Genomic DNA, 14,270 nt, shown 5'->3' with positions numbered 1-14,270 from the left:
TCGTCCTCCCCCACAGCCCGATGATCTCGAGGCTCCTCGTCGTCCTCTGCGTGGTGCTCACGTTCGTCGTCGCGGGATCCGCCGCCGTCGACGCCGACATGCGGGACCGCGCGGCGCGCGACGCGGTCGCGGCGGGGTGGGGCTCGCCGTTCGTCGTCCCGGTCCTGCCCGAGACGACGGATCCGGGCATCGTCGCGGACGCCTTCGCCACCGCCGCCCAGGAGACCGGCGTCTCGGTCATCCGCCAGGCGGAGGGCGTCGACGGCGCGCAGGAGAAGACGACGCTCTACGTGCTCCTCGCCGACGGATCGCAGCTCCCGAGCGCCTTCCCGCTGTCGACGGGCCGCTTCCTCACGCCGGAGGAGTCCCGGGGCAGCACCGGCTCCGTCGCCACGGCAGCGGTCGGCGACCCCTCGGCCGTCGGCACCATCGCGGACCTCGGCGAGGACGACCGGTTCCTCATCCGGCCCCTGCGCACCGCATTCGACACCCTGCTGCCCGACGGCGCGTACCGCATGGAGTGCCGGTCCCGGGAGGACTGCCGCGCGTTCCTGGAGCGCGTCGCCGCGCTCGTGGACGAGCGCGCTCCCCAGGCGGCCCTCACGGCCGACCTCCTGGCGACGCCGCACAGCGGCGGAGGATCGAGCACGGGCGGAGTCGAGCCGGTGACCGCCGTCGTCGTCATCCTGTTCCTGTTCGTCGTCATCCTCATCCTCTACCGCCAGCTCGCGCAGGCCCGGCGCACGGGCGTGCTCCGGCTGCACGGCCGCGGCACGATCGAGGTGTGGTTCCTCCTCACGGGCCGGCTCCTGCTCCTCGCCGTGGGGACTGCGGGAGCGCTCGCGGTGGCGGCCACCGCGCTCGTGCCCGGGAGCACGGTCGCGCTGGCGGTCATCGTCGGCGGCGCGGTCGCCCGGCTCCTCGGCGCGCTCCTCGTCGCCTCGTCCCTCACCTGCGTCACGATCCGACGGCTGCGCATCGCGGACGCCCTGAAGGACCGGAAGGACACGCGAGCGCTCTTCTGGACCAGCACGACGCTGAAGGCCGCCGCGACCGTCGCGCTCGTGATCACGGGCGCCACCACGGCATCGCAGGTCCAGGTCATCCGGCACCAGCAGGAGCTGGTCGGCAGCTGGAGCCGCGCCTCGGGCTACGCCGTGTTCCATCCGCAGGCGATCAGCGACGACGGCGAGACCGGGGGCGGGTCGGACCTGGGCCGCCTCGCGAACGAGGCGTACGACCTCTACGACGAGCTCGATGCGCGTGGCGCGCTGTACGTCGACGCGTCGGGGCTGCGGGCCCCTGATCGCCCGAGTCCGGATGGCGGGTCGCGCGGCGGATCGACGCATCCCGCCTCCCTCGTCGTCAACCCCGCCTACCTGACGGCGTTCCCGGTCCTCGGGGAGGACGGGGAGCCCGTGGTCGTCGACGAGGCGGACGCGGACTGGACCGTGCTCGTCCCGGCGACGATGCGCGGACGGGAGGACGATCTGCGGCGCACCTTCCAGGACGCGCGGCGCGGCATGGGGCAGGCGGACCGATCCCTCTTCCATCGCGACGGGGGGCTCGACACGTCGAGGCAGCAGGTGCGGATCATCTGGACACAGCCCGGCCAGCGCCTCTTCGCCTTCGACCCGTCGGTGGGGGCGGAGGACGGCGGGAGCGTGACGGACCCCGTCGTGCAGGTCATGACCCGGGCGGGCAGCGTCGGGTTCGACCGCGCGAACATGATGAGCAGCGGGATCGGCGATGCCCTCAAGGTCCGTCTCGACGGCGGCTCCACCGACGCCACGCTGGCCGAGCTCGCCCCGACGCTCCGGCGCCTCCATCTGGATGACAACCTCACCCACCTGACCACCCTCGACGACCACCAGGCGGCGGAGGTGCAGCGCCTCGACGACGAGCTGCGGCTCCTCGCCCTCGTGGGTGCGCTCCTGCTCGTGGGCGTCCTCGTGCTGACCCGGCAGAGCGTCGGCCTGATGTTCGAGCGGTCCTCCCGCCGGATCGTGATCCGCCGGATGTTCGGCCACGGGCTCGTGCGGCGCTACGCGGAGCCCCTCGGCGTTCTCGGCGCCATCTGGGCGGTCCAGTTCGGTGCCGCGCTCGCCGCGCACGCGTCGGGCTACGCGGGCCTCGGCACCGCGACGGCGGCGGACGGGAGCAGCGCGGACGCGGGCGTCGGCGGGGTCCTGATCACCACGGCGGCCGTGCTCGCCATCGAGCTGGTCGTCTCCGCGGCGTGGGCGGTGCGCCTCGAGCGACGGCGCACCGTCGACATCCTCAAGGGAGCCTTCTGATGCACGAGACCGGATCCACGCACGTCATCCCCGCGGCTCCCGGCACGGTGGTCTGCGAGCTCACCGACGTGACCCGCTCGTTCCGTGGACGACAGGTGGTGCGCGGGCTGTCGCTGCGCGTCGAGGCGGGCGAGATGGTGGCCCTGACGGGTCGGAGCGGGTGCGGGAAGTCCACGGCGCTGAACATGATCGGGCTCCTCGACCGCCCGACGTCCGGCGACCTGCGGCTCTTCGACCGGCCCGCCCCGCGTCCGGGATCCCGGGGTGCGCGTCGTCTGCTCGCGGAGCGGATCGGGTACCTGTTCCAGAGCTTCGCGCTCCTGGACGAGGAGACGGCCGAGGGGAACCTGCGGGTCGCGCAGTCGTGGACGGGAGGCACCCGCCGATCACGTGCCGACCGGCGGGAGGAGGCGCTGGCCTCGGTGGGGCTCGCCGACCACGCCCGCGATCGCGTCTACGAGCTGTCCGGCGGCGAGCAGCAGCGCCTGGCGCTGGCGCGGCTGGCGCTCCGGCCGCGGGCCCTCGTGCTGGCCGACGAGCCGACCGGTTCTCTGGATCCGGCGAACCGCGCGCGTGTGCTCGACCTGCTCGACGGGATGCGCCGCCGGGGGACCGCCGTCGTGATCGTCACCCACGATCCCGAGGTGGCCGCGGCCTGCAGCCGCGTGGTGTCGCTCGAGCGCCCGCGTTAGCCCGGGTGGCGTCGCTCGGCCGGCCGGCCCGGCGATCCCGTGCGGGCGCCGCGCGACCTGTTGCTACCCTCGTGGCATGCCCGCCAGCCTGAGCACGACCCTCATCGTCATGCCCGCGTTCAACGAGGAGGAGGCGGTCGGCGCGGTCGTGCGGGAGGTCCTCGGGACCCTGCCCGGCATCGCGTGCCTCGTCGTCAGCGACGGCTCGAAGGACCGCACGGTCGAGGTCGCGCACGAGGCCGGCGCCCGCGTCCTGGAGCTCCCGTTCAACCTCGGCGTCGGCGGCGCGATGCGCGCGGGCTTCCGCTACGCGCAGCGGCACGGCTTCGACAACGTGATCCAGATCGACTCCGACGGGCAGCACAACCCGGAGAGCGTCCCGCAGCTGCTCGAGGCCCTCCAGCGCAAGGACGTCGTCATCGGCGCGCGCTTCGCGGGCGAGGGCGACTACGAGGTCTCCGGCCCGCGCAAGTGGGCGATGAGGTTCCTCAGCTTCACGCTCAGCCGCATCGCGCGCACGCCCCTCACCGACACGACCTCGGGCTACCGCGGCTCCGGCCCGCGCGCCATCGCGCTCTTCGCCGAGAACTACCCGGCCGAGTACCTCGGCGACACGGTCGAGTCGCTCGTCATCGCGGCCCGCCACGGCCTCACCATCGAGCAGGTGCCCGTGTCGATGCGGCCCCGCGCCGGCGGCGTCGCGTCGCACAACCCGGCGAAGGCCGCCATCTACCTGGCGCGCGCCGGCATGGCGCTCGTGATCGCCCTCATCCGTCCGATCAACCGATCCATCAAGGCGGTCACCGCGTGAACCCCACCAGCTACGTCTTCACCCTCGTCGCGGCGCTGCTCGCCGTGGGCGTCGTCATCGAGCGCCTCCGCCGCCGCCGACTCCGCGAGCGTCACGCCGTGTGGTGGCTGGTGGCCGGCGTGGTCGCGCTGGTGATCAGCGTCTTCCCGCCGCTGCTCTCGGGCCTCGCCGCGTTCCTGGGCGTGCAGGAGCCGCTCAACCTCGCGTTCTTCGCGAGCATCGTCGTGATCTTCCTGGTGTGCGTGCAGTTCAGCGCCGAGCTCACCGACCTGGAGGACAAGGTGCGCCGCCTCGCGGAGGAGAGCGCGATGACCGACCTCCGGCTGCACGACCTGGAGAGCGAAGCGCGGGCGGCGCGCGACGCGGCCGAGGCCGCGGCGTCCCGGGATCAGCCCGCCGTCGGCTCCGCGGGGCGCGCGCCCGGCGCGGCGTCGCCGTCGGCTCCGGGGGTCTCGGCATCCGAGGCGACCGGCGCCCCCGCCGACCGGTCCGCGAACACCCAGAACCGGTAGGCGGCGTAGTTCCACAGCGTCGTCAGCGCCGTGGAGACGAACTTGCCCACGATGTAGCCGGCGCCGATGCGGTCGAACAGCTCGATGATGAGCACGGTCGCGAGCGAGTTCACGGCCACGAGCACCGCGTACTTCCAGAGGCTGTGCCAGTCCGAGCGCTGGTGGCGGAACGTCAGGAAGCGCTGCATCACATAGCTGACGAGCAGACCCGCCCAGAACGAGGTGGCGCTGGCGCCGCTGAGGGGCCAGCCGAGCACGTCGCGGCAGACGATGAGCAGGCCGAGGTCGACGACGAACGCCACCCCGCCCACGGCGAGGTAGACGAAGGGCCCGTAGAGGCGGCCGGCGCGGAAGCGCGCGATGCGGCCCGGGATGCCGGTGCTCACGCGGGGGACGACCCGTCGGCGCCGGGCCGGGTGGCACGCGGCGACGCCGCGGACGGCTCGCCGGCATCGGGCTCGCCGGCATCGCCCGCGCCGCCGGGGCGCGATCCGGGCACGACGGCCGGGTGGGCCGCGGCCGCGGCCGCCACCGTGCCCGTGGTCGCGGCATGGCGGCCCGGCGATTCGGCAGGCGCTCCGCGTCCGGCAGCCACCACGGCGAGCAGCACCGCGGCGCCGACGACGACGGAGGCGACGGCCATCGCGACGATCCACGGCTCCACCCCCACGACGGGCGGCGACCAGCGCGGGCGGAACAGCAGATCGGCCCACGAGGCGCTGAGGCCGACCGAGTTGCGGCGCAGGAACGTCATCAGGGCGACGAACGCGGCGAGGCCGTGCACCACGGCGACCAGCACGAGGATCCGGCGGCGCACGAGGGCGGTCACCCGGTCGTAGGCGGGCGCCGCGACGACGGCCGCGATCAGGATCAGCACCACGTACGCCGGCAGGTTGTACCGGCCCTGCCACACGAATCCGGACGTCGTCACCGACGACGCCTGCACGAGCGCGGGCAGGATGAGGAAGCCGACGAGGCCGACCAGGACCGCGCGACGTCCGCCGGGCGGCGCGGGGACCATCATCGCCACGGCCACCAGCACGCCGCAGCCCACGAAGTAGGCGAACACCGCGTACGACGGGATCGCGGTGTCGAGCCAGCCGAAGTCGCCCACCATGTCGCGGGCGTAGTCGAAGGTGCGCTCGAGCATGATCGTGAAGCCCTTCTGGAAGCTCATGCCGGCCCCCTCGTAGACGCCGACGGCCGCGAGCGAGCCCGTGTTGAGGATCCACGCCAGCGCGAGCCCGGTGGACGCGGCGACGACCCCGACGGCGGCGAGCACCTGCGGCCGGCGGAGGTAGGCCCAGAACCGGATCCAGCCGACGAGGCAGGCGCCCGCGACCACGACCAGGCCGAGCCACATGGGCGACAGGCCGCGCGCGTGCACGAGCACGCCGCCGGTCACCGCGAGGAACGCGGCGGTGCGCCAGCTCACCGGGCCCCCGCGGACGAGCCCGCTGACGTACGCGGCGGCGAACGCCATCGTGGCCGCGACCTCGAACCCGTTCGGGTTCACGGCGCCGAACAGCGAGAACGCCGTGGGAGTGAGCCCCGCGAACGCGGCCATGACGGGGAGGACGGGGCGCGGCAGCCGGGCGAGGTACGCGATGGCGGCGGCCGAGAGCAGCGTGCAGAGGAGCGCGCTGACCAGGCGCATGCCGAACACGCCCGTGGTGGTGCCGCCCCAGATCAGGGTCGGCCAGCCGACGAGCAGGTAGTAGAGGGGGTCGTAGAGGCCGGCGCTCGTCTGGGTGGTGACGATCTCGTCGGCCGCGTCTCCCGGCGGGTACCCGGGCGCGCAGTCGGCCGTGGTGTCCGGCTGGTGCCGGGCGCACGAGGCGGGGTCCGAGTACGCGACGCCGGCGGGCACCTGGACGATGCGCACCTGCGGATCGTCGGTGACGTCCCCGAGGTACTGGCCGCGCACGACCGACGCCGCCTTGTTGAGGTGCGCGGGCTCGTCCGGGCTCGCGCCGAGCGGCATCGTGACCGCCCACAGCCCGCTGACCACGCCGATGCCGAGGAGGGCCGCGAGGAACACGAGGAGCGACGCCCGACGCTGCCGGCCGTCGACGTGCGGGGCGCGGGCGTGCGGGGGCGTTCGCGTCATGGGTTCTCCGGGATGTGCTGCGCGTGCGGACAGGAGCGGCCGGCGGGCACCCTGCGGACGGCGCGGCGCCAGAGCGGTACCGCGGTCCGAGTCGAGGATAGCCCGTCGCCCGCGCGGCCCCGCCGCCCCGCGACCCCTACGGCTTGGGCGTCTTGGCCGCGTTGTAGCGGCGACGGAGGGCACCGAGAACGATGGTGCCCACGACGAGGATGATGCCGATGATCCCGAGCCAGACGAGGCCCTTGATGGCGAAGCCGACGACGGTGAGGATCAGCCAGAGGACGAGCAGGACGACGATGAATGCCACGGGGGTCTTCCTTCGGTTCGGGCGCGGCCGGACGGGATCCCGACCGGAGGGGCGAGCGGCGGAGGAGGTGCAGCGGGCCGCTCGGCGCCCCGATGCTACCCCGGACCGTCCCGCCCGCGACCCCGGCAGGACGACAGGGCGCACCCCGATCCGCGCCCCGCGCGCCCCCGCGCGCGGTAGCGATCAGGAGACGGCGGCGGCGTCGAGCGCGTCGGCGATCCGCTCGGCCCGGCGCGTGCGGCGGCCGACGAGCTGCAGCACGAGCGCGACCAGGGCGCTCGCGGCGACGAACGCGCCGTAGACGGTGAGGACGATCGGCAGGCCGTCGGCCTGCACGAACACCCCCGCGACCACGCTCGGGACGCCGAACGCGAGGTAGCTCGCGACGTAGACCGAGGAGAGCAGGCTCGCGCGCTCGGCGACCGGCGCCTCGGCGAGCACCAGCCGGAGGCCCGCCTGGAAGCCGGCGCCGAAGCCCACGCCGCCCACGACCGCGGCGACCGCGAAGAGGGGGAGCGACGCGGTCCAGATGGCGGCGACGAGGCCGACCGGCCCGAGCACGAGCGCGACCACGCCGACGACGAGGCTGCGCCGGGCGTCGCGCGTGCGGATCACGATGCCGGTGATCGCGCCCGTGCCCGTGAAGAGCGCGATGGCCGCGCCCGTGAGCGCCGCGCTGTGGAGGCCGAAGGTGTCGCCGAGCACGGATCCGATGAAGGCCAGGAACATGCCGCCGAGCGCCCAGCTCGCGATCATGCCGCCGACGACCGCGGTGAAGACCGAGCGGGCGGCGCGCGGCACCGCGACCGACGGGATCAGCGACCGGAGAGCCCCGGCCCGACGCGGCTGGCGCTCGGGCACGCACGCGACGGCGATCCCGGCCGCCACCATGAGCGCCGCGAGCACCACGAAGACCGTCTCCTCGGGCGCGGGGCCGTAGGCCACGAGGAAGCCGCTGCCGAGCGCGCCGACCGTGAGCGCGGCCGGCGGGACGACGCCGTTGAGGAACGCGGCGAGGCCCGAGCGGCGGGACGGCTGGTGGTCGATCATGCCGGCGCCGAGCGCGCCCGTGGCGAGGCCGATCGCGAGGCCCTGGAGGATGCGGGCGACCACGAGCGCGAGCCCGTCGTGCGCGAAGGCGAACACGAGCATCGCGACCGTGGAGACGGCGAGGGCCCCGAGGATCACGGGCCGCCGGCCGACGTGGTCCGAGAGGCGGCCGGCGGTGAGCAGCGTCGCGAGGAGGCCGGCCACGTAGACCGCGAAGACGGCCGTCAGCACCACCGGCGGCAGCGCCCACTCCTCCTGGTACACCGGGTAGAGGGGCGAGGGCGCGGCGCCCGAGGCGATGAGCACGAGCAGCGTGAGCGCGTAGACGAGGAGGCCGGCGACCGGCTCGCGGCGGGCGGTCACGGCTCGGGTGTCGGTGGTCATGCGCGCTCCTCGCGGTCGGCGGATCCCGGCGACGAGCCGCCGGGCGGGCCGCTCCCCGTCGAGCGCGCGGCCCTCCCGGGCCACGAGGGGAGCCAACGGCGGACCGCTCGCGGGAATTCCCCGGGCGAGGGTCACCTAGGCTCGTGCGGTGGCCCATCTGCTGGGAGCCGAAGCGCTCCACCTCGAGTTCCCGACGCGCGTGATCTTCGACGACGTGACCATCGGGGTGAACGAGGGCGACCGCATCGGCATCGTCGGACGCAACGGCGACGGCAAGTCGACCCTCCTCTCCCTCCTCGCCGGGCGCCTCGAGCCCGACCGCGGCCGCGTCACGCGCCGCCGCGGCGTCACGGTCGGCGTGCTCGACCAGAGCGACACGCTGCCCGACGGCCAGACCGTGGGCCAGGCGATCGTGGGCGGCATCGACGAGCACGAGTGGGCGGGCAACCCCCTCATCCGCGACGTGATCGACGGCCTCGCGTCCGACGTGCCGTGGGACGCCGACGTCGCCGAGCTCTCCGGCGGCCAGCGCCGCCGCGTGGCGCTCGCGAAGCTCCTCATCGGCGACCACGACCTCCTCTTCCTCGACGAGCCCACCAACCACCTCGACGTGGAGGGCATCGCCTGGCTCGCCGGCCACCTCCGCCGCCGGTGGGCGCCGAGCTCCGGCGGCCTCATCGTCGTGACCCACGACCGGTGGTTCCTCGACGAGGTCGCGAACGCCACGTGGGAGGTCCACGACCGCCTCATCGAGCCGTTCGAGGGCGGCTACGCGGCGTACATCCTCCAGCGCGTGGAGCGCGACCGGAGCGCCGCCGTCTCGGAGGCGAAGCGCCAGAACCTGATGAAGAAGGAGCTCGCGTGGCTGCGCCGCGGGGCGCCCGCGCGCACGGCCAAGCCGAAGTTCCGGATCGAGGCGGCCAACGCCCTCATCGCCGACGAGCCGCCCGCGCGCGACACCGTCTCGCTCGCGTCGATGGCGATGCAGCGGCTCGGCAAGGACGTGGTCGACCTGCTCGACGTGTCCGTCAGCTACGGCGACAAGCAGATCCTGAAGGACGTCGAGTGGCGCATCGCACCCGGTGAGCGCACGGGCATCCTCGGCGTGAACGGCGCGGGCAAGTCCACGCTCCTGTCGCTCGTCGCGGGCACGCTCCAGCCCACGACCGGCAGGGTCAAGCGCGGCAAGACCATCAAGGTCGCCGTGCTCACGCAGCAGCTCGACGAGCTGAAGGACGTGCTCGAGGACCGCGTCTCCACCGTCATCGGCCGCCAGCGCACCACGTACGTCGCGGGCGGCAAGGAGATGACGCCCGGCCAGCTGCTCGAGCGCCTCGGCTTCACGAGCGCGCAGCTGTCCACGCCCGTCAAGGACCTGTCGGGCGGCCAGAAGCGCCGCCTCCAGCTCCTCCTCATCGTGCTCGACGAGCCGAACGTGCTCATCCTCGACGAGCCCACCAACGACCTCGACACCGACATGCTCGCGGCGATGGAGGACCTGCTGGACTCCTTCCCCGGCACGCTCCTCGTCGTGAGCCACGACCGGTACCTGCTGGAGCGCGTCACCGACCAGCAGTACGCGGTGATGAACGGCAGCCTCCGCCACCTCCCGCGCGGCGTGGAGCAGTACCTCGAGCTCCGCCGCCAGCCGGCGAACGCCGAGCGGTCGACGATCGCCCGGCCCGACGAGGTCGGCGGCCAGGCCACCGCGACGCTCGGCGGATCCGGCGGGTCGTCCCTCCAGGGCGCGGAGCTGCGGAACGCGCAGAAGGAGCTCGCGAGCATCACGCGGAAGCTCGAGAAGGCCGACGTGCGACGCCGCCAGGCGCTCGACGCCATGGCGACCCACGATCCGGACGACTACGACGGGCTCGGCAAGCTGAACGAGGGCGTGCGCGCCATCGAGGCCGACGTCGAGGCGCTCGAGTCGCGCTGGATGGAGCTCAGCGAGCTGCTCGAGGGCTGATCCGCCGGCCGGGACCATCCGTCACGCCGGGCCGATCCGTCCCGCGGGATCGATCCGTCCCGCCGGTCAGTACGCGAGCGGGACGTCGGGCGAGCTCAGGGTCAGGCGGCCGTCCGCGGCCCAGACGGCGGTGAGCCCGCCGCCGCGCATCCCCACGCCGCCGTCGAACCGGCGCACCGGCATGTCCGCGATCCACGTGACCTCGAGGCCCGACACCGCGAGCTGCGCGGGCGGGGCGCACGAGGCGACGCCGGAGCCGGGGCTGCTGTCCGGGCCCGGACGGGATGCGCTCCACGGGTACACGAGCAGGCATGCGTCGCCGGAGATCGTGCGCGCCACGTAGAGGCCAACGCTCGTCTGCACGCCCCGGATGGTGGTGAGGTCGACGTCGCCGCCCGGCGACCGGGGTGGCCGGTCGGCCTGCTCCTGCGGGCGGGCGAGGATCTCCTCGACCGTGATGCCGCCGGAGGTGCGCGTGATGTCGCTGCCGAGGAGCGACCGGACGCGCGCGGGATCGGGCGGCTCCTCCGCGGAAGCGGACGCGGACGCGTCGGCGGACGGCGTCGCGCTGGTGTCGGCGCCGGGGGCCGCGGATCCGCCGAGGCCCGTGGCGATGCCCGCGCCGGCGAGCAGCCCGAGGGCGAGCGCACCGCCGGCCCACGCGAGCGCGCGGCGGGAGCGGGTCGGGGGAGCCGCCTCGGCGGCGTCGGACGCCGGGTCGGCGCCGTCCGCGTCCGCGTCCTCCGCGGCCCGCGACGCGGGCTCGCGGCGGGTGAGCTCGGCGGCCGCGCGGATCCACCGCTCGTCGGACTCGTCGGCCCCCTGCGCGTAGACGGCCCGCCGGAGCTCGTCGGTCGTCATCGAGCGGAGCCCGCGGTCGTCGTGGCCGGACGTGCGTGGGTGCATGCGCGTTCCCCTTCCCGCGCCGACCCTCCCACATCGCCGGCGGCGGCCGCGGAGTCCGCTCAGTACGCGAGGATGCGGTCCGGCGTCGTCAGCGTGATGAGGCCGTCGCCCGCCCACGCCGCCTCGACGTCGCCCGTGATCATGCCCGTCGAGCCGTCCCGGTTGCGGGACGGGAACTCGGTGGTCCACGCGATGCGCAGGCCGTCGGACGCGACGCGGTCGGGCGACGCGCACGTGACGACGCCCGCGCCGCCGCTCGGGAAGACGAGGAGGCAGGGGTCGCCCGTGGTCGACAGCCCCGCGTACAGGCCGACGCTCGTCTGCACCGCGCGGATGGAGGTGGGGTCGACGTCGGCGCGGACGGCCTTCGGCGGGCGGTCGGCGTCCTCCTGCGGCCCGTCGAACACCGCGCTGACCGGGCGGCTGCGCTGGTCGGAGGTGGAGTCGGGGCCGAGGAGCGCCGGGGTGCCGGGGCTGGAGGATCCGCCGGCGGATCCGGCGGCGGCCGGGGGCGCATCGGCGCCGGGGACCGGGGTCGCGCCGGAGCCGGCGTCCGACGTCGCGTCCGGGGATCCGGCGCTCACGGCCGCGCCGACCGCGCCGCCCGCGAGGAAGCCGACCGCCAGCAGGGCGACGGCCGCGCCGACGAGGCCGCGACGCGAGGGGCGGCGCGATGCGGGCGGGTCGGCGTCGGATCCGTCCGCGTCCGGGGCGCCGTCGGATCCGTCGGTGTCGCCGTCGGCGTCGACGGCCGCTGCGGCGTCCGCGTCCGCGGCCGCGGCGGGCCGGGACGCGCGCTCGCGGCGGGCGAGCTCGGCGGCCGCCCGGATCCACCGCTCGTCGCGCTCGTCGGCCCCCTGCGCGTAGACCCGGCGCCGCAGCTCCTCGAGGGGGAGCGCGGAGACGTCGTCGTCGTCGTGCATGGGCACCTCCGTGGCCGACCCTGCCACATCGCGCGGGCCTCCGCGGTGTCCCCGTGTTACGGCCCGGTTCGACATCCCGTGCCGCCGCGACCTACCGTCGAGGTGCTGCAGGGACGCGGCGACCGGCCACGGGCGGCGTCCCCGCTCCCCGCGAGGCGCGCGTCGTCCGCTGCCGCCGCGGCGTCGTGGCCCGCGCCCGTGCGGGACCGCGCTCCCGCACGCCGCCGACCGACCGCATCCGCACGCCCGCAGCAGCACCCGCACCACGCACCCCCGCCGGACAGCACCGGCACCCGCAGCCCCGCACCGCGCACCACCGAGAGGACCCCATGACCACCCCGGCATCGCCCGCCCCGGCACCCCTGATCGACGCCCCGAAGCGGCGCAACCGGCTCGCCATCGCGATCGTGGGCGTCATCGTGGTCCTCGCGGTCGTCGGATCCGTCCTCTTCGCGACGGGCGCCTTCTCCGGCGGCGGCAAGGCCGTCCGCATCGGCGTCGTCGGCGCGAGCGACCCGCAGTGGCCGCTCTTCGTCGACGCCGCGAAGGAGCAGGGCATCGACGTGGAGATCGTGAACTTCTCCGAGTACCCGCAGCTGAACCCCGCGCTGTCCGAGGGCGAGATCGACCTCAACCAGTTCCAGCACCTCGTCTACCTCGCGCAGTACAACGAGGGCGCGGGCGACGACCTCACGCCCGTCGGCGCCACCGCGATCTACCCGCTCGGGCTGTACTCGCAGAAGCACGGCTCGGTCGACGAGATCCCGCGGGGCGGCACGGTCATCCTCCCCAACGACGAGTCCAACCTCGCGCGCGGCCTCCTCCTGCTCCAGCGCGAGGGCCTGCTGACGCTGAAGGGCGGCGGATCCAGCGTCTCCACGCTCGACGACGTCGACCAGGCCGCCTCGAAGGTCACCGTCAAGACGGTCGAGGCCGCGCTCACCGCCACCTCGCTGCCGGACGCCGACGCCGTCATCATCAACAACGACTTCATCACGGACGCGGGCCTCACCGCCGACGACGCCCTCGCCCAGGACGACCCCAGCGACCCCAAGGCGCTCGCGTACGTCAACGTCTTCGCCAGCCGGGCCGACGACGCGACGAACGAGACGTACGTCAAGCTCGCGCGGATCTTCGAGGACACCCCCGCGGTGATCGACGCCCTGGTCGCGAACTCGGGCGGCACGGCGGTGCCGCTGAAGACCCCGCAGGACGAGCTGCGGAGCCTCCTCACCACCACGGAGAAGGCCGTCGCCGATCAGAAGGCGGCTCGATGACGGACACCCCGCACGTCTCCCTGCGGGGCGTCGGCAAGACCTACCCGCCGCGCGCGAAGGGCGAGCCGGGCCTCGCCGCCCTCGCCGACGTCGACCTCGACATCCGCCGCGGCGAGGTGTTCGGGATCATCGGCTACTCCGGCGCGGGCAAGAGCACCCTGGTGCGGCTCGTGAACGCGCTCGAGCGGCCGACGTCCGGAACGGTCGCGGTCGACGGCCGCGAGATCCAGGACCTGCCCGAGCGGGAGCTGCGGAAGCTGCGGCTCGGCATCGGCATGGTCTTCCAGCAGTTCAACCTCTTCACGTCGAAGACGGTCTGGGGCAACGTCGCGTACCCGCTCCAGGTCGCGGGCATGCCGCGGGACGCGCAGCAGCGGCGGATCAGCGACCTCCTGCACTTCGTCGGCCTCGCCGACAAGGCGCACGCGCGCACCGACGAGCTCTCCGGCGGCCAGAAGCAGCGCGTCGGGATCGCCCGCGCGCTCGCGACGAGCCCCGCGATCCTCCTGGCCGACGAGGCCACGAGCGCGCTCGATCCCGAGACCACCGGCGAGGTGCTCGCGCTCCTCCGCCGCGTCAACGAGGAGCTCGGCGTGACGATCGTGGTGATCACCCACGAGATGGAGGTCATCAAGTCCATCGCCGACCGCGTGGCCGTCATGGACTCGGGCCGCGTGATCGAGCAGGGCGAGGTCTTCGACGTGTTCTCCCGGCCCGCGAGCGACGCCGCGCGTCGCTTCGTCTCCACGGTCGTCGCGGGCGTGCCCGAGCCGGAGGAGGTGGCGCGGCTCCGCGACCGGCACCCCGGCCGCCTCGTCACGCTGTCCTTCGCGGACGGCGGCGCCACCCAGACCGAGGTGTTCCGTGCGCTCGCCGAGGCGGGCGTCGCGTTCGAGGTCGTGCACGGCGGCATCACCGACGTCCAGGGCCGCACCTTCGGCAACCTGACCCTGGCGCTCACGGGCGACGCCCCGCGCATCGACGAGGTGCTCGCCGCCGACCGGGCCGGCGTCACCGTGACGGAGGTGGTCTGAG

General features: G+C 74.5%; 12 protein-coding genes and 1 pseudogene. 7 read left to right on the top strand and 6 right to left on the bottom strand.

Going from position 1 to position 14,270, the window contains the following annotated elements; translation table 11 throughout:
- Positions 1-20: 20 nt before the first annotated feature.
- From ACU4ZT_RS12135 to ACU4ZT_RS12120, 4 genes and pseudogenes are all read left to right on the top strand, one after another.
- Entirely contained in the window at positions 21-2,297 is a 2,277-nt protein-coding gene (locus ACU4ZT_RS12135; RefSeq protein ID WP_445337260.1) for a hypothetical protein, read from the top strand.
- Positions 2,297-2,989, top strand: coding sequence for an ATP-binding cassette domain-containing protein (locus tag ACU4ZT_RS12130; protein WP_445337259.1), 693 nt, complete (start codon positions 2,297-2,299; stop codon positions 2,987-2,989). The genes ACU4ZT_RS12135 and ACU4ZT_RS12130 overlap by 1 nt, the downstream gene beginning before the upstream one ends.
- Positions 2,990-3,065: 76 nt before the next feature.
- Positions 3,066-3,800 (top strand): glycosyltransferase family 2 protein, encoded by a 735-nt coding sequence (locus ACU4ZT_RS12125; protein WP_063072525.1) that lies wholly within the window; start codon positions 3,066-3,068, stop codon positions 3,798-3,800.
- Positions 3,797-4,099, top strand: a pseudogene (locus ACU4ZT_RS12120) (DUF2304 family protein); the annotation flags it as partial. The gene ACU4ZT_RS12125 and the pseudogene ACU4ZT_RS12120, both read left to right, overlap by 4 nt.
- An 89-nt stretch (positions 4,100-4,188) precedes the next feature.
- Here the strand turns inward: ACU4ZT_RS12120 and ACU4ZT_RS12115 are convergent.
- The 4 genes from ACU4ZT_RS12115 to ACU4ZT_RS12100 form a co-directional block, all read right to left on the bottom strand.
- Positions 4,189-4,698, bottom strand: a complete 510-nt coding sequence (locus tag ACU4ZT_RS12115) for a GtrA family protein (protein WP_270979633.1) — start codon at positions 4,696-4,698, stop codon at positions 4,189-4,191.
- Entirely contained in the window at positions 4,695-6,422 is a 1,728-nt protein-coding gene (locus ACU4ZT_RS12110) for a DUF2142 domain-containing protein (protein WP_414749065.1), read from the bottom strand. Before ACU4ZT_RS12110 ends, ACU4ZT_RS12115 begins: the two co-directional genes overlap by 4 nt.
- 136 nt (positions 6,423-6,558) lie before the next feature.
- Entirely contained in the window at positions 6,559-6,729 is a 171-nt protein-coding gene (locus ACU4ZT_RS12105) for a hypothetical protein (RefSeq protein WP_270979631.1), read from the bottom strand.
- 183 nt (positions 6,730-6,912) lie between these two features.
- Positions 6,913-8,163, bottom strand: a complete 1,251-nt coding sequence (locus ACU4ZT_RS12100; protein WP_270979630.1) for an MFS transporter — start codon at positions 8,161-8,163, stop codon at positions 6,913-6,915.
- 148 nt (positions 8,164-8,311) lie between these two features.
- Between ACU4ZT_RS12100 and ACU4ZT_RS12095 the strand changes: the two genes are divergently transcribed.
- Entirely contained in the window at positions 8,312-10,129 is a 1,818-nt protein-coding gene (locus ACU4ZT_RS12095) for an ABC-F family ATP-binding cassette domain-containing protein (protein ID WP_063072528.1), read from the top strand.
- A gap of 66 nt (positions 10,130-10,195) precedes the next feature.
- Here ACU4ZT_RS12095 and ACU4ZT_RS12090 read toward each other — a convergent pair whose 3' ends face one another.
- Both ACU4ZT_RS12090 and ACU4ZT_RS12085 read right to left on the bottom strand, forming a co-directional pair.
- Positions 10,196-11,035: a hypothetical protein gene (locus ACU4ZT_RS12090; protein WP_270979628.1), complete on the bottom strand. Its 840-nt coding sequence runs from the start codon at positions 11,033-11,035 to the stop codon at positions 10,196-10,198.
- 59 nt (positions 11,036-11,094) lie between these two features.
- Positions 11,095-11,958, bottom strand: coding sequence for a hypothetical protein (locus ACU4ZT_RS12085; protein WP_445337258.1), 864 nt, complete (start codon positions 11,956-11,958; stop codon positions 11,095-11,097).
- 329 nt (positions 11,959-12,287) lie between these two features.
- Here ACU4ZT_RS12085 and ACU4ZT_RS12080 point away from each other — a divergent pair, with 329 nt between their 5' ends.
- Together ACU4ZT_RS12080 and ACU4ZT_RS12075 are read left to right on the top strand one after the other, a co-directional pair.
- Positions 12,288-13,235 (top strand): MetQ/NlpA family ABC transporter substrate-binding protein, encoded by a 948-nt coding sequence (locus tag ACU4ZT_RS12080; RefSeq protein WP_414764139.1) that lies wholly within the window; start codon positions 12,288-12,290, stop codon positions 13,233-13,235.
- A complete protein-coding gene (locus ACU4ZT_RS12075; RefSeq protein WP_414764138.1) occupies positions 13,232-14,269 on the top strand; it encodes a methionine ABC transporter ATP-binding protein in 1,038 nt (345 codons plus the stop codon). Before ACU4ZT_RS12080 ends, ACU4ZT_RS12075 begins: the two co-directional genes overlap by 4 nt.
- Position 14,270: the final 1 nt, after the last annotated feature.

This window comes from Clavibacter davisi (assembly GCF_052751415.1).
The sequence above is the reverse complement of the archived record's forward strand: the minus strand, read 5'-3'. Positions and strand labels throughout refer to the sequence as shown.